Source organism: Kluyvera sp. CRP (assembly GCF_019930565.1).
Classification (GTDB): domain Bacteria; phylum Pseudomonadota; class Gammaproteobacteria; order Enterobacterales; family Enterobacteriaceae; genus Kluyvera; species Kluyvera georgiana_A.
The window spans coordinates 913,926-930,022 of sequence record NZ_CP082841.1 but is presented as its reverse complement, the minus strand read 5'-3'; the positions used below and the strand labels follow the sequence as shown (position 1 = coordinate 930,022).

Annotated in this window: 15 protein-coding genes; 11 read left to right on the top strand and 4 right to left on the bottom strand. The window is 55.4% G+C overall.

The features are described from left to right. Window positions 1–16 precede the first annotated feature (16 nt). The 11 genes from K7B04_RS04235 to K7B04_RS04185 all read left to right on the top strand — a co-directional run bounded on the left by K7B04_RS04235 (window position 17) and on the right by K7B04_RS04185 (window position 11,789). The gene (locus K7B04_RS04235) at window positions 17–946 is read left to right on the top strand and encodes a branched-chain amino acid transaminase (RefSeq protein ID WP_163448141.1); all 930 of its coding nucleotides are present in this window, start codon (window positions 17–19) and stop codon (window positions 944–946) included. A 63-nt stretch (window positions 947–1,009) separates the two neighbouring features. Further along, the gene (ilvD, locus tag K7B04_RS04230; RefSeq protein ID WP_223803541.1) at window positions 1,010–2,860 is read left to right on the top strand and encodes a dihydroxy-acid dehydratase; all 1,851 of its coding nucleotides are present in this window, start codon (window positions 1,010–1,012) and stop codon (window positions 2,858–2,860) included. A gap of 5 nt (window positions 2,861–2,865) precedes the next feature. Further along, a complete protein-coding gene (gene ilvA, locus K7B04_RS04225) occupies window positions 2,866–4,410 on the top strand; it encodes a threonine ammonia-lyase, biosynthetic (protein ID WP_163448142.1) in 1,545 nt (514 codons plus the stop codon). 251 nt (window positions 4,411–4,661) lie between these two features. Next, on the top strand, window positions 4,662–5,171 hold the full coding sequence (locus K7B04_RS04220) for a PTS sugar transporter subunit IIA (protein ID WP_223803540.1): 510 nt from the start codon (window positions 4,662–4,664) through the stop codon (window positions 5,169–5,171). 1 nt (window position 5,172) lies between these two features. Continuing rightward, window positions 5,173–5,451: a PTS sugar transporter subunit IIB gene (locus K7B04_RS04215; RefSeq protein WP_223803539.1), complete on the top strand. Its 279-nt coding sequence runs from the start codon at window positions 5,173–5,175 to the stop codon at window positions 5,449–5,451. Window positions 5,452–5,496: 45 nt separating this feature from the next. Further along, a complete protein-coding gene (locus K7B04_RS04210) occupies window positions 5,497–6,900 on the top strand; it encodes a PTS transporter subunit IIC (protein WP_223803538.1) in 1,404 nt (467 codons plus the stop codon). Window positions 6,901–6,968: 68 nt separating this feature from the next. Further along, window positions 6,969–9,032 carry a BglG family transcription antiterminator gene (locus tag K7B04_RS04205; protein WP_223803537.1) on the top strand — a complete coding sequence of 688 codons (2,064 nt, stop codon included), beginning with the start codon at window positions 6,969–6,971 and terminating at the stop codon, window positions 9,030–9,032. Between the two features lie 102 nt (window positions 9,033–9,134). Beyond that, entirely contained in the window at window positions 9,135–9,797 is a 663-nt protein-coding gene (locus K7B04_RS04200; protein ID WP_009654927.1) for a class II aldolase/adducin family protein, read from the top strand. 45 nt (window positions 9,798–9,842) lie between these two features. After that, window positions 9,843–10,856 carry a dihydroxyacetone kinase subunit DhaK gene (locus tag K7B04_RS04195; protein WP_223803536.1) on the top strand — a complete coding sequence of 338 codons (1,014 nt, stop codon included), beginning with the start codon at window positions 9,843–9,845 and terminating at the stop codon, window positions 10,854–10,856. Window positions 10,857–10,865: 9 nt separating this feature from the next. After that, window positions 10,866–11,507, top strand: a complete 642-nt coding sequence (locus K7B04_RS04190) for a dihydroxyacetone kinase subunit L (RefSeq protein WP_223803535.1) — start codon at window positions 10,866–10,868, stop codon at window positions 11,505–11,507. A 15-nt stretch (window positions 11,508–11,522) separates the two neighbouring features. Next, the gene (locus K7B04_RS04185) at window positions 11,523–11,789 is read left to right on the top strand and encodes an HPr family phosphocarrier protein (protein WP_009654924.1); all 267 of its coding nucleotides are present in this window, start codon (window positions 11,523–11,525) and stop codon (window positions 11,787–11,789) included. 133 nt (window positions 11,790–11,922) lie between these two features. On the opposite strand, the gene fabV is transcribed toward K7B04_RS04185, so the two are convergent. The 4 genes from fabV to ilvY form a co-directional block, all read right to left on the bottom strand. Next, entirely contained in the window at window positions 11,923–13,116 is a 1,194-nt protein-coding gene (fabV, locus tag K7B04_RS04180) for an enoyl-ACP reductase FabV (RefSeq protein WP_032449369.1), read from the bottom strand. A gap of 217 nt (window positions 13,117–13,333) precedes the next feature. Then, window positions 13,334–13,963 carry a dihydroxyacetone kinase subunit DhaL gene (gene dhaL, locus K7B04_RS04175; protein ID WP_163448147.1) on the bottom strand — a complete coding sequence of 210 codons (630 nt, stop codon included), beginning with the start codon at window positions 13,961–13,963 and terminating at the stop codon, window positions 13,334–13,336. Window position 13,964: 1 nt separating this feature from the next. Continuing rightward, the gene (locus K7B04_RS04170; RefSeq protein ID WP_223803534.1) at window positions 13,965–14,969 is read right to left on the bottom strand and encodes a dihydroxyacetone kinase subunit DhaK; all 1,005 of its coding nucleotides are present in this window, start codon (window positions 14,967–14,969) and stop codon (window positions 13,965–13,967) included. Window positions 14,970–15,089: 120 nt separating this feature from the next. Further along, complete coding sequence (gene ilvY / locus K7B04_RS04165; protein ID WP_009654922.1) at window positions 15,090–15,992, bottom strand: HTH-type transcriptional activator IlvY; 903 nt, start codon at window positions 15,990–15,992, stop codon at window positions 15,090–15,092. Between the last annotated feature and the right edge of the window lie 105 nt (window positions 15,993–16,097).

The following is a 16,097-nucleotide window of genomic DNA, read 5'->3' as shown; positions in this document are numbered from 1 at the left end:
CGCAATAGGAAGAGAAATGACGACGAAAAAAGCGGATTACATCTGGTTCAACGGTGAGATGGTACGTTGGGAAGAGGCAAAGGTGCACGTCATGTCCCATGCCCTACACTACGGCACCTCCGTCTTCGAAGGCATCCGTTGCTACGACTCTCACAAAGGCCCGGTCGTTTTCCGTCACCGCGAGCACATGCAGCGCCTGCGTGACTCCGCCAAAATCTATCGTTTCCCGGTCTCTCAGAGCGTTGATGAGCTGATGGAAGCCTGCCGCGCCGTGCTGCGCAAAAATAACCTGACCAGCGCCTATATTCGCCCGCTGGTTTTTGTTGGTGATGTTGGTATGGGCGTAAACCCGCCGGACGGTTACAGCACCGACGTGATCATCGCGGCGTTCCCGTGGGGGGCTTATCTGGGCGCGGAAGCGCTGGATCAGGGGATCGATGCGATGGTTTCTTCCTGGAACCGCGCCGCGCCGAACACCATCCCAACCGCCGCGAAAGCGGGCGGTAACTACCTCTCCTCACTGCTGGTCGGCAGCGAAGCGCGCCGTCATGGCTATCAGGAAGGGATTGCGCTGGACGTCAACGGCTACATCTCCGAAGGCGCGGGTGAAAACCTGTTTGAAGTGAAAGATGGCGTGCTGTTCACTCCGCCGTTTACCTCTTCCGCGCTGCCGGGTATTACCCGTGACGCGATCATCAAGCTGGCGAAAGACCTCGGTCTGGAAGTCCGTGAGCAGGTACTCTCTCGCGAATCCCTGTACCTGGCGGACGAAGTGTTCATGTCCGGTACCGCGGCAGAAATTACCCCGGTACGCAGCGTCGATGGTATCCAGGTGGGCGAAGGCCGCTGCGGTCCGGTCACCAAACGTATTCAGCAAGCATTCTTTGGCCTCTTCACCGGCGAAACCGAAGATAAATGGGGCTGGTTGGATCAGGTTAATCAATAAGATAAATAATGGGGCGGCACGCACCGCCCCATTAACGAGACAGAGACTGGGAGTAACTAAAGCATGCCTAAATATCGTTCCGCCACCACTACCCACGGCCGCAATATGGCGGGCGCCCGCGCACTGTGGCGCGCCACCGGGATGACCGACGCTGACTTCGGTAAGCCGATTATCGCCGTCGTGAACTCGTTTACCCAGTTCGTGCCGGGTCACGTGCACCTGCGCGATCTCGGTAAACTGGTTGCCGAGCAGATTGAAGCCGCTGGCGGCGTGGCCAAAGAGTTCAACACCATTGCGGTGGATGACGGTATCGCCATGGGCCACGGGGGCATGCTTTATTCACTGCCGTCCCGCGAGCTGATCGCTGACTCCGTTGAGTACATGGTCAACGCCCACTGTGCCGACGCGATGGTCTGCATCTCGAACTGTGACAAAATCACCCCGGGGATGTTAATGGCCTCTCTGCGCCTGAACATTCCGGTGATCTTCGTTTCTGGCGGCCCAATGGAAGCCGGGAAAACGAAACTCTCTGACAAAATCATCAAGCTCGACCTGGTCGATGCGATGATTCAGGGCGCGGACCCGAAAGTTTCCGACTCGCAGAGCGAGCAGGTTGAGCGCTCCGCCTGCCCAACCTGCGGATCGTGTTCCGGTATGTTCACCGCTAACTCGATGAACTGTCTGACCGAAGCGCTGGGCCTGTCGCAGCCGGGTAATGGTTCGCTGTTGGCAACCCACGCTGATCGCAAAGAACTGTTCCTCACCGCAGGCCAGCGTATTGTTGAGCTGACCAAACGCTACTACGAGCAGGACGATGCTTCCGCGTTGCCGCGCAACATTGCCAGTAAAGCGGCGTTTGAGAACGCCATGACGCTGGATATCGCCATGGGCGGTTCCACCAACACCGTACTGCACCTGCTGGCGGCGGCGCAGGAAGCGGAAATCGACTTCACCATGAGTGATATCGACAAGCTGTCCCGTAAAGTGCCGCAGCTGTGTAAAGTGGCGCCAAGTACCCAGAAATACCATATGGAAGACGTGCACCGTGCGGGCGGCGTGCTGGGCATTCTCGGCGAGCTGGACCGTGCCGGCCTGCTGAACCGCGAAGTCAAAAACGTGCTCGGTCTGACTCTGCCGCAGACGCTGGAGCAGTACGACATCACCGTGACCCAGGACGAAGCGGTCAAAAAAATGTTCCGCGCCGGCCCGGCGGGTATTCGTACCACCCAGGCGTTCTCGCAGGACTGCCGTTGGGATACCCTGGATGACGATCGCGCCGAAGGCTGCATCCGCTCGCTGGAGCACGCGTACAGCAAAGATGGCGGTCTGGCCGTGCTGTACGGCAACTTCGCGGAAAACGGCTGCATCGTGAAAACCGCGGGGGTGGATGACAGTATCCTCAAATTCACCGGCCCGGCAAAAGTCTACGAAAGCCAGGACGAGGCGGTTGAAGCGATCCTCGGCGGTAGAGTGGTTGAAGGCGACGTGGTGGTCATTCGTTACGAAGGGCCGAAAGGCGGGCCGGGCATGCAGGAAATGCTCTACCCAACCACCTTCCTGAAATCGATGGGGCTTGGCAAAGCCTGTGCGCTGATCACCGATGGTCGTTTCTCCGGCGGTACCTCCGGTCTCTCTATCGGCCACGTTTCTCCGGAAGCGGCCAGCGGCGGTAACATCGCGATCATTGAAGATGGCGACATGATTGCTATCGACATTCCGAACCGTGGCATTCAGCTGCAGCTGAGCGAAGCGGAAATCGCCGCCCGTCGTGAAGCGCAGGAAGCTCGCGGCGACCAGGCGTGGACGCCGAAAAACCGTGAACGTCAGGTCTCCTTTGCCCTTCGCGCCTATGCCAGCCTGGCAACCAGCGCCGACAAAGGTGCGGTGCGCGATAAATCGAAACTGGGGGGTTAATCACCATGGCGGAATCACAGCCCCTATCCGGCACCCCTGAGGGTGCCGAGTATCTCAGAGCGGTGCTGCGCGCACCGGTCTACGAAGCGGTACAGGTAACGCCGCTGCAAAAAATGGACAAGCTCTCTTCGCGCCTCGACAACGTCATTCTGGTCAAGCGCGAAGACCGTCAGCCAGTGCACAGCTTTAAGCTGCGCGGCGCGTACGCGATGATGGCGGGCTTAACGCCTGAACAGAAAGCGCGTGGGGTCATCACCGCTTCTGCGGGCAACCATGCTCAGGGCGTGGCGTTCTCCTCTGCACGTCTGGGCCTGAAGTCGCTGATTGTCATGCCGGTGGCGACTGCCGATATCAAAGTTGATGCTGTTCGCGGCTTTGGCGGCGAAGTACTGTTGCACGGCGCTAACTTTGATGAAGCCAAAGCCAAAGCGATTGAACTGGCGCAGCAGCAGGGCTTTACCTGGGTTCCGCCTTTCGATCACCCGATGGTGATCGCCGGACAAGGTACGCTGGCCCTGGAGTTGCTCCAGCAGGACGCACACCTCGACCGCGTGTTTGTGCCGGTGGGCGGTGGCGGTCTGGCGGCGGGCGTGGCGGTGCTGATCAAACAGCTGATGCCGCAGATCAAAGTGATTGCCGTCGAAGCCGAAGACTCCGCCTGCCTGAAGGCGGCGCTGGATGCCGGTCATCCGGTGGATCTGCCGCGCGTGGGTCTCTTTGCTGAAGGCGTGGCGGTAAAACGTATCGGTGACGAAACCTTCCGTCTGTGCCAGGAATATCTCGACGACATTATTACCGTCGATAGCGATGCGATCTGTGCGGCGATGAAAGACCTGTTTGAAGATGTGCGCGCGGTAGCGGAACCTTCCGGGGCGCTGGCGCTGGCGGGGATGAAAAAATACATCGCTCAGCACAACATTCGCGGTGAGCGTCTGGCGCATATTCTTTCAGGCGCTAACGTCAATTTCCACGGCCTGCGCTACGTTTCCGAACGCTGCGAGCTAGGGGAACAGCGTGAAGCGTTGCTGGCGGTGACGATCCCGGAAGAGAAGGGCAGCTTCCTGAAGTTTTGCCAACTGCTGGGCGGGCGTTCGGTCACCGAGTTTAACTACCGCTTCGCCGACGCGAAAAACGCCTGCATTTTTGTGGGCGTGCGTCTGAGTCGCGGCTTCGAAGAGCGCAAGGAAATCCTTAATCTGCTCAACGATGGCGGCTATAGCGTCGTCGACCTCTCCGACGACGAAATGGCTAAGCTGCACGTGCGCTATATGGTCGGTGGTCGTCCGTCGAAGCCGTTGCAGGAACGTTTGTTCAGCTTCGAGTTCCCGGAATCGCCGGGTGCGCTGCTGAAGTTCCTCTACACCCTGGGCACGCACTGGAATATTTCCCTGTTCCATTATCGTAGCCACGGCACCGACTATGGCCGTGTACTGGCGGCGTTTGAGCTGGGCGATAACGAACCGGACTTCGAAACCCGGCTCAACGAACTGGGCTATGAGTGCCACGACGAGACCAATAACCCGGCGTTTCGTTTCTTCCTGGCAGGCTAAGCACCGTTTCTCGGGGGATAACCATCGCGGTTATCCCTCGTTATTTCATTTTCCCGTCTCTGCTTCCCTCTATTTTTCCCGTTAGCCTGTTCTTACAATAAAAATGTGATGCAATTCATAATAAAACGCTCACCGCGTTGCGCCAGGTTCTGGTCATCTTTTGGGGGCAATACTTCTCGCTCGACCGTAACTCCTGAATTAACATTGTCGGTAGTTAATTCTTAGCGGTTAGAGAGGATATTCGGATGAGAATGGATATAGTTGATACCCCGAATGAAAATGCGCAAGGAAGTAAATATTTAACGCCTCAGCTTACGTTCCTCGATAAGCATTATAATAATTCCACGGACTTTTTTTCTTCGATATTTTTACTGCTGAAAGAGAAAGGCTACGTTCGGGATTCTTTCCTCGATGCCATTCTTGCCAGAGAAAAAGCCTATCCAACCGGGTTACCCACGATGCCGGTGGCTATCGCGCTGCCGCATACCGACCCCCAGCACGTCATTCGTCCCTTTATCTCTGTTACGCGACTGTCACAACCTCTCGCCTGGCAGGAAATGGGGAATGACGACAATACGCTCTACGTTCAATTTATTGTTCTTCTTGGTTTTATTGACCACAGCAGCCACCTGACAGCGCTGCAAAACCTGATGGACTGCCTTGCTGATGAACAGGTCGTCCAGACCCTACGCGAGATAGACGATGTAGATACCTTTCTCTGTACCCTCACATCAAGACTGCAATTGGATAAGGATTTATAAAATGAAAAAAGTCATTGTTGCCTGTGGAAGCGGCGTTGCGACCTCACAAACAGTTGCCAGTAAAGTGACTCGCTTATTGAATGAACGTAACCAGTCGCACATTAAAGTTGAAGTAATCGACCTTAAATCTCTCGATAGCCATATTAAGGATAGTGCTGCGTATATCGCAATTACTAAAGTTGATAAGCAATATCCTATCCCCGTGATTAACGGTATCGCATTTCTGACCGGTATGGGTATGGAACCGGAATTACAAAAGGTCATTGATGCCTGTAAATAAGGCGTAGCTCTTTAATCCTTATAATTATTTTAGTGGAGAAGTGCTATGGACTTTCTTGGTGTAGTCATAAATTATATTCTGAATTTAGGCGCGCCGGTTTTTGTGCCTTTTATTATGTTATTAGCCGGGCTGGTGGTGCGGATGAAATTCCGCGATGCGGCTTCGGCGGCCATCACGCTAGGCGTCGCCTTCGTTGGGATGAGCATGCTGATTGGTTTTATGGTTGATGCTATCGGTGTCGCCGCGCAGACCATGATGAACCGCACCGGCCTTGAACTGAGTATCGTCGACGGCGGTTGGACGACGATGGCGAATATCTCCTGGGCCTGGCCTTATGCATTCGCCATGTTCCCGCTTCAGGTTGGCGTAAACATTGTGATGTTGATGCTAAACAAGACCAATACCTTCAACGCCGACCTCTGGAACGTGTGGGGGAAAATCTTTACCGCGTTTATCGTAGTGAGCGTCACCACCCCATTGTTTGGCCCGGTCTGGAGCCTGGTGCTGGCGTTCCTGATTGCAGCTTTGCAGATTATCGTTGAGCTGAACGCTGGCGACATTCACCAGCATCGCATTGAGAAACTGACTGGCATCCCCGGCGTCACCTGTACCCACCGCATGGTGTTCTTTGGCGCAATTTATTACCCGTTCGATCTGCTGCTGCGCAAAATTCCGGTGTGCAATAAGCCGATGGATGCCACCGCGCTGCGCGCAAAAGTTGGCGTTTTTGCGGAAAACCATATCATCGGTTTTATTCTCGGGATCCTGTTCGGCATTATCGCGGGCTACAGTGTGGCGAAAACGCTGATGCTGGGCGTTCAGGCCGCAACGGCGCTGGTGCTGTTCCCGATGATTTCCAAACTCTTTATGCAGGCGCTGTCGCCTATTTCGGAAGCCATCAGCGACTACATGAACAAGAAATTCTCCGGGCGTAAGCTGTTCGTCGGCATCGATTGGCCATTTATGGGCGGCGCCAGCGAAATCTGGTTTGCCATCATCGTTGCGATTCCGTTCACGCTCATCTGGGCGCTGATTCTGCCGGGCAATAAGATTTTACCCTTCGCCGGTATTATTAATATTTCCCTGATTGTTCCTGCCTACCTGGTGACGCGTGGCAACACCCTGCGCATGGTGATCCTTAGCATTATCGGGGTGCCGTTCTTCCTGTTCGTGGGTACGCAGTTTGCGCCAATGATTACCGAACTGGGCCAGGCGACGAAGGCAATTACCATTCCCGCCGGCCAGCTGATTTCCAATAGCTCCATTGATGCCCCGGTCTTTACCTATGCCTTCTCCTTCCTGTTCAAATTCCTGGAAGGCAACTTTATCCCGCTCATTTTCGCCATCTGGTGGGGATGCGGCTACTTCTTCTACTCCCGCGAGCTGCGTCGTGAAAGCAGCCTCGCGCAGCAGGAAGCCGAGCAGCAGGAGAAAGCTCAGCAGGCTTAATTCTGGGTTTCATGTTCATGTCTGGCGGCAGGCGCCGCCGCCAGACTTTTGATTGCAGGAGAGTCGACATGGCTATGGATAAACGTGTGGTTGCAGTGCTGGATGCCATTGTGAACGATCCCGGCATCACGGGGACGAAGCTTGAGGAGCAGTTTTGCCTGACGCGCAAACAGCTGAGCTATACGCTGAAAAAGGTGAATGATTATCTGGAATCGAACCACTTCGACCGGATCAACCGCCTGAAAACCGGGAAACTGCATATCCCGCGCCATGTGATTGAGCATTTTCGTCAGAATCAGACCGCTGAAACCGAGCATCGCTATCTCTACTCGGAAGATGAACGCGGACAGATGATTATCTTTATGCTGTTGACCCGCAGCGAGCGGCTTTCATTGTTGCATCTCTCCTCTTCGCTGGGCGTCAGCCAGAATACGATTATCAACGACCTGAAAAAGGTGCGCACCGAGGTTATCGAGCACGGGCTGGAGATAAGCTATGACAGGGGCAATGGCTACCATATTCTGGGTGAGGAGCTGGAAAAACGCTACCTGTTGCTAAACTGCCTGCGCCGGGTGCTGGAAATCCCGGTCGCCAAAAACATTATTGCTCAATACAACAATGTGATGAGCGACTATCTGGAAAAGGTGGGCAATGTTTTCAGCGAAATTGAAAAACGTTTTAAAATTCAGTTTACCGACCGCCAGCTTCAGGAGCTTATTTATTTTATCTGCTTTGTCCTGCACCGTATTGATTCAGGAAAAAGTCTGGTCAATATCCCGAGCAGCTACGCTGACATTATTGGCAGCAGAGAATATACATTGATGCAGAGCGTTATCAGTAAAATCAATATCAGTAGCGAGAATGAACTGGTTTTCCTGACGGCACTGATCCAAAGTTCAAATATTCAAAGCATTGCCGATAAATATTTCCACCTTGATACGCTTCTGCTCGAAAGCGTGGTCGCGGTGGTCGATAACTTCGAAAAAATAAGCTGCGTCACCATCAAAGAAAAAAATGAGCTGATTGAAAAGATCTATCAGCACTGGAAACCGGCCTATTACCGTATTCGCTACCATCTGACCAACACCAGCAGCGTTTACGATCTGGTGGTGAAAGAGTTCAGCCACCTGCACGAGATGGTTCGCCGGGCGGCGGTGCCGTTCGAAACGGTATTGCACTGTGAAATTCCCGATGAAGAGATGGCATTTTTGACGGTGCTTTTTGGCGGCTGGCTGACTCGCGAAGGGGTTATCCATCAGATTAAGCTGCAGAAAACGGCGGTGGTCGTGTGTGAGAATAGCGCCACGATTTCGACTTATCTGTTTCTGACGCTGCAGGTGCTATTCCCGGAACTGCACTTTACCGAGGTGATGTCGCGCCGCGAGTTTGAGCGCTATACCGGGCACTACGATGTGGTCTTCTCGACCACACACCTGAATACCAGCAAGATGGTGTTTGTGGTGAATCCGTCCATCAGCAGCATCCATAAGAGCGCATTCCGCAATCATGTTATCAGCGCGCTACAGGGCGTGGACCCGAACATTATTCAGATAGAGCAACTGCTGCTTATCTTCGAACGCTTCGGCAACATTATCGATCACAAAGGATTGCAGCGCGCGCTGGCCAGCTATATCTACGATGAAAAAAGCGCCGCGAGCGCGGTGGGCAACATTGAACCGCCAGCGCCGTCGCTGACCGACTTGCTGCGGCGCGAACACGTTCAGTTTGTCACTTCGTGTCCCGGCGACTGGCAGCAGGCCATTACTCAGGCCGCTGCGTCACTGTTGGAAAGCGGCGTGATTGAACCCCGCTATCTGCAAATTATGCTGAATAAAATCGCTGACGAGCAGCCCTATATCATGCTGGCCGATGGCGTGATTATCGCCCACGCAGGCGTCGATGATGGCGCACTGGATACGGGGATGGCGTTATTACGCCTGCCTTCTAAGATTGATTTCGCGGGTTATATGCAGGCCGATATTATTATCGTCCTGGCAACTAATAATCCACAGAAACATCTCAAGGCGCTCGCGCAATTAAATGAATTTCTCGAATTTTATGATGGCGGTAATGTTATTCGCCGCGCGCAGGATGAATATGCATTGATAAAAGAATTCGTCCATCACCTGTAATAAGTCATTAAACGCCGTTGCAGCTAAAAACTGCAACGTTATTTCCCGGCAACCATTGTCGCGACATCGCTCGCCCCTATAACCGTATACAGGATAAATATTATGTTAGAAATTCAGAAAAAACACGTTGTCGAAATGGCCAGAACCGCTCAGCAATGGGGACTGTGTAAACATAAAGCGGGTAATTCCAGCGTACGAGATAAAGAGACGGGACTTATTCTGGTAACCCCCACGACCATCGACAAAATGCATTTAACGCCGCGCGATATCGTGGTAATGGACGTTGAAGCCAATGTGATTGAAAGCGAAGCGGGTTTGCGCCCGACCAGCGAATGTCTGATGCATATCGAGATTTATAAGGCGCGCCCGGATGTGTTTGCGATTTCCCACACCCATTCGCTGTATGCGACTTCGTTTGCCGTACTGAATAAACCGATCCCGGCGGTGGTGTACGAATGCGCGATCCTCAATCTGAAAGATGGCGTCATTCCGGTTGCGCCCTATGGCCGCCCCGGCACGCCTGCGTTGTCGAACAGCGTTATCGAACCTATCAAACGCGCTGATGCCATTCTGATGGAAAAGCATGGAGCTATCGGCGTAGACAAGGACCCGTATGAAGCGGTGCTGAAGTCTGCCTATCTTGAGGAGATGGCGCAGATTTACTACCACGCGCTGGTGATTAACGGCGGCAAGGAGCCTGAATCCTTCGCCCCGGAAGAGCTGCAACGCTGGGCCTATCCGTCGCAGATTAAATTTTCCCGCTAACTGAGCGCCCGCCCGTTCAGGGCGGAATATTCATGGAGAGAGCGCATGAAAAAATTTCTGAATCAGGCGGAGAACTTTATCCCGGAGATGCTGGAAGGTATCTATCTGGCGCATCCCGATAAATTCCGCTGTGTTAATGAGGATTTTCACTGTCTTGCCACGGCGCGTCCGGTGCCTGGCAAGGTGGGGATCGTCACCGGTGGCGGTTCCGGGCATCTGCCGCTATTCCTCGGCTACGTCGGTCAGGGCATGCTGGACGGCTGCGCCATTGGCGATGTGTTTCAGTCACCCTCGCCGGAGCAGATTCTCGCCGTCACGCAGGCGGTCGATAGCGGCGCGGGCGTGCTTTATCTGTACGGTAACTATAACGGCGATATTTTCAATTTTGATATGGCGGCGGAAATGGCCGACATGGAGAGTGATATCCGAACCGCGACGGTAGTGGCGGCTGATGATTCGGCAGGTGCGGTGCCGGACGGTACAGAAGCCACCACCCGTCGTGGGGTTGCGGGGATCTTCTTCGTCTACAAATGCGCCGGGGCATCCGCGGCCAGAATGGATGACCTTGAAACCGTCCAGCGCATTGCGCAGAAAGCAGGAGACCGCGTGCGCACGCTTGGCGTCGCGCTGTCTCCGTGTATCGTGCCGCGAATCGGTAAACCGGGTTTCCATATTGGCGACAACGAAATGGAGATTGGCATGGGGATTCACGGCGAAAGCGGTATTCGCCGGGGTCCGCAGCTCAGCGCCGAACAGATTGCCGAAGAGATGATGTCCTGGCTGCTGGCGGACTCACCTTGCCAGCAGGGCGATGAAGTTGCCGTGTTGATCAATGGGCTTGGCGCCACGCCGCTGGAAGAGTTGTACCTGATGTATCGCCATGTACATCAGATTCTGGCCGAGAGCCAGATGCGCATTTTCCGCGTCTGGATTGGCGAATTTGCGACGGCAATGGAGATGACCGGTATGTCCATTAGCCTGATGCCGGTGGATGACGAGCTGAAAACGCTGCTCAACGCCGGGGCCGATACCCCGATGTTCCGCCAGTTTCCGGCTTAAGGAGGGGGGATGACGCTAGATACGCAGAGTCTGCGACCGCTTTTTACCGAGTGGGCGCGCATCATGGAGGCCAACAAATCGGTCCTGACCGAGCTGGATAGCGTGGTTGGCGACGGGGATCTGGGGCTGACGATGAGCGACGGTTTCGCGGCGGCGGCGCGCTACGCGCAGCAGAGCGAAGAACGTGACCTGGGGCGATTCTTCTACACGGCGGGCAAGGCGATGGCCTCGGCGGTGCCGTCGACCATGGGGACGCTGATGGCTTCCGGGCTGATGCAGGCGGGTAAGGCGTTTAAAGGCCGGGAAACGCTGGGGCTAACGGAAGCCGGCGTGTTGTTCCAGGCCTGGTATGACGGCGTGCAGCAGCGCGGGAAAGCGCAGCCGGGCGAAAAAACCTTCCTCGATGGCATGGCCCCTGCGCTGGCGGCGCTGCTTGCCGGAGAGGAACCGCTGACCGCGGCGAGGAATGCGCTACTGCAAGCACAACAGGGCGTGCAGCAGACAACCACCATGGTGGCGAAGCACGGGCGTGCAGCTATTCATGGCGAGCGCTCGCGCACGTTTGTCGATCCTGGCGCCATGGTCGCGCAACTGTTGATCCAGGGCTATTTTAACTTCGTGCAGGCTATTTGCCCGAGCGACGGGCGGTAAGTAAGGAACGCAATTATGTTGAAAGAAGTGGTGAAAATCAGCAATCAACACGGCATTCATGCCCGTCCGGCGGGGGTTTTGGCCAAAGCCTGCGCGCAGTATCAATCGCGGATCGAGATGATCTATGACGGCAAGGTTATCAAAGGGAAAAGCATCATGAGCATTCTGGGGGCAGGGATCAAAGGCCGAGGATCGCTTGAGATCATCTGTAGCGGTAGCGATGAGCAGGAGGCAATGGAAAAGTTGAAGGTGCTGTTCGCGGAAGGCTTTGGCTTCGATTAGCCCACGCCTTATCAGGCGGAATAAAAAAGGGTTCATGCTTTCGCACGAACCCTTTGCCCGATGACGCTACGCTTATCGGGACGACAAATCTCGTTGGCCGGGTAAGGCGTAACCGACACCCGGCTTCAACGCATTACAGCGTGATGACGTCGAATTCAACTTCAGGGTTCACGTCCGCATCGTAATCCACACCGTCGAGAGCAAAACCGAACAGGTTCAGGAATTCCTGCTTGTATCCTGCATAGTCGGTTTCTTGCGTCAGGTTTTCGGTGGTGATCAGCGGCCACAGGTCACGGCACGCCTGCTGAATATCGTCACGCAGTTCCCAGTCATCCATACGGATACGCTGATTGTCATCAAGCGCCACTTTATCGCCGTACAGGCTGGTGGTCATCAGACGGTTGATCTGCTCGATACAACCTTCGTGAATCCCCTGTTCTTTCATCAGCTTGAAGACCATGGAGATGTACAGCGGCATCACCGGAATAGCAGAAGAGGCCTGGGTGATAACGGATTTCAGTACTGCAACGTTCGCGGAGCCGTGCAGTGGAGCCAGCTGGTTACGCAGTTCACCTGCCGCGCGGTCGAGGTCTTCTTTCGCTTTGCCCAGCGCGCCGTGCCAGTAGATTGGCCAGGTCAGGTCGGTACCGATGTAGGAGTAGGCCACGGTTTTCACGCCTTCGGCCAGCACGCCTGCTTCGCTCAGCGCGCCCATCCACAGTTCCCAGTCTTCGCCGCCCATGACGGTAACGGTGTTCTTAACTTCTTCTTCGGTGGCCGGCTCAATGCTGGCGGTGATGATCTGATCTTTGTTGGTATCAATCGCTTTAGAGGTATAAACCTCGCCGATTGGCTTCAGCGCAGAACGAACGATTTCACCGGTTTTCGGCATTTTACGCACTGGAGAGGCCAGTGAGTAAACCACTAAATCAATCTGACCCAGGTCTTCTTTGATCAGTTTGATGACTGCGTCGCGGCATTCATCGGAGAACGCGTCGCCGTTGATGCTTTTGGAATACAGACCTTCGCGTTTTGCGGCCTCATCGAAGGCGGCAGAGTTATACCAGCCCGCGGAACCCGGTTTGGTTTCCGTGCCCGGTTTTTCGAAAAATACGCCGATAGTGGCGGCACCGCTACCAAACGCGGCGGAAATTCTGGAAGCCAGGCCGTAACCGGTGGAAGCACCGATCACCAGCACGCGGGAAGGGCCGTTAGCGATTTTCCCGTTTTTCTTCACATATTCGATCTGTTTTTCCACGTTGACTTTACAGCCAGTCGGATGGGTCGTTGTACAGATGAATCCACGAATTTTTGGTTTGATTATCATAATGATGGCTAATTAAGTTTGTATTTTCGCTGTCAAGTGCGCAATGACACCGTCTGTTCTGGCTTGTTTAACATCAGGGTTAACAAGCCCCCCACATCTATTATGGCACGGGGCATTATACAGAAAAGCGGCTGCAATGATGAATTACGTCTGATTTTCGCTATAACGCAAAAGGGCCCATGTACGGACATGAACCCTTTTTACACGGGCAGGTGGGTTAGCGGGTATGGGTGAATTCGGCCATAAATTGCAGAATTAGCGCCATCGACACCGCGCCGGGGTCGCAGTGGCCGATGGCCCGTTCGCCGAGGTTTTTCGCGCGCCCGAAGCGGGCCACCATCGTGGATGTCCCTTCCGCACCGGCCATCGCCGCCTGCGCGCAGTTTGCCAGCGCTTCGGATAATGGCAGGGTTGCGTCTGAACGTGCGCGCGCTGCCGCTGCGGCGAGTGCATCCATCATTGTTTTATCGCCCGGCTCTGCGCCGCCGCGCTGGTGGATTGCCTGCATACCTGTCTCCAGCCATTCAGCCAGCGTCGCGGCATCCAGCTCGCGGCGTCCAGCCAGCCCTTTGCCGCCCGCGCGGAACAGGGTGCCGAAGATCGCGCCGGAAGCGCCGCCCATGCTGGTCATCAGCCGCGTGCCGCTTTGCAGCAGGCAGTCACCGATATCGGCGGGAGAAAATTCAGGCGCGGAAAGTAGCGTCTGCAAAGCGGTAAAGCCGCGCTTAATGCCAATGCCGTGATCGCCATCGCCAATGACCTGGTCGAGTGCGGTCAGGCGCGGTTCGCTGGCGATCATGCCCTGGGCAACGTGCTGTAGACAGGCGGTGAATTGCGTGGTGTTCATCTTATTTTCTCCAGCCGAGGGTATTGATGGGGTGGTCATACAGACGTTGCATTTCATCGTCCAGCCGCAGCAGGCTTAACGAAAATCCGGACATCTCCAGCGAGGTGCAAAAGTGGCCGACCTGCACGTCGTGAGTGTGAATGCCGCGTTCTGCCAGCGCCATGCCGACCTTACGGGTGATGACCATGAGCTCAGTGTTGCTCAGCGCACCCAGGTTATTGACGCTGACGCAGACGTTATCGCCGTGGCCAAACGGCAGGTCATCGCACAGGCGGGCGATCATCATCTCGACCAGCTCGTCGCTATGCGGCATGGGCATGCGGCATAGCCCCGGCTCACCATGAATACCAATTCCCAGCTCAATTTCGTTGTCTGCCAGCGTGAAGTTAAAGGCGTCGGACTGCGGTAGTGCGCAGCCGCTGAGCGCCACGCCGATGGTACGCGTATTGTGATTGGCCTTTTGCGCCAGTGCCTCCAGCGCGGGCAGAGTGTAGCGCTCAAACTGTGCCGCCGCACCGGCGAGTTTATACAAGAACGCCAGCCCACCGACGCCGCGGCGATCGGACATTTTCTCCGGCGGCGCAGAGGCAATATCATCCGTGGCGCGCACGGTGCGGCACTCAATGCCTTCTTCCGCCAGTATTTCGGCGGCGATATCAAAGTTCATGCCGTCGCCGGAGTAATTCCCATAGAGGAACAGAATGCCGTTGCCCTGATGAACGGCCCGGCTGGCTTCGATAATCTGATCGGGAGAAGGCGAGGTGAAAACCTCACCCAGCGCGCAGGCATCGATGCCACCTTCACCGACGAACCCGGCAAACGTCGGCTCATGGCCGCTGCCGCCGCCGCTGACGATAACGGTCTGGCCGGTTTGCGTCATCGTGCGATAAACCGCGCAGTACTCCGGGAGGGCGTGGATCCTTCCGCACCCGGCGTACACCAGCCCTTCCATGATTTCGCTGCGGATATTATCGGTGTTGTTGAACAGCTTTTTGGGTTTCTGCATCGTCACTCCCTCTCGTAAGGTCCTGTTTCTTTAGCGACGATTTTACCTGCACAGCCCGTTTAGACCTGGCACCTTTGATACCAATTAATCTCCCAAACCTGGGGCATGACTGGGGCCATGCTATTCGGTCATTTTACGCTCGAGCACAATCTTCCAGAACGCATCCACCAACGGCTCATGCAGCCGTTTTTTCTGCACGCAGACCCCCAGTTCGAACGGGGTCTTCTCATCGCTGCGTTCTAAAATCATCACGCGGTTGCGCACCGGTTCCGGGCTGTTTTCCAGCACGATTTCGGGAATGAGCGCCACGCCGCAGCCCAGCGCCACCATTGAGACCATCGCCTCATGGCCGCCTACCGTCGCGTAAATAGATGGATTACTGATTTTGTGACGACGGAACCACAGCTCAATGCGGCGGCGTACCGGCCCCTGATCGGCCATGATAAACGGCACCGTCGACCAGTCGGGCTTATCAACCGAAACCTGATTGCGCACCGGGCAGGGCAGCGCCGGGGCGATCAGCACCACCGCCAGATTTTCCAGCATCGAAAAGGCGACCGCGCCGGGCAGCGTTTCCGGCTTACCGGCAATCGCCAGATCGGCCTCGCCGGTGACCACTTTGTCCATGGCGTCGGCGGCGTCGCCGGTGGTGAGCTTAATTTCCACCGAGGGATGTTCGGCGCGGAAGCGGTCGAGGATCGGCGGCAGATGACTGTACGCCGCGGTCACTGAACAGAAGATATGGAGTTCGCCGGAAAGGGACGGCCCCTGCTGATCGAGGGTATGGCGCAACTGCTGATATTGCAAAAGCGTCTGTTGGGCAAACACTCGCAGCTCTTCACCGGCTTCGGTCAGCGTGACCGTGCGGTTATCGCGTACAAACAGCGGCTGGCCGAGATCTTCTTCCAGCCGCTGAATCTGCCGGGAGAGCGTGGAGGGGCTGACGTGCATCGCCCGCGCGCTGCGGCCAAAGTGGCGGCTTTCCGCCAGATGCAGGAAGGTTTTCAGATCGCGTAAATCCACCGATTTCACCTCACGGATTTATATTGCAGAAATTGCAACGTAATGTTGTGAATATATCAATTTCCGCAATGAATTTCCTGTTGTAATGTGGGTTCATTCTCGCAA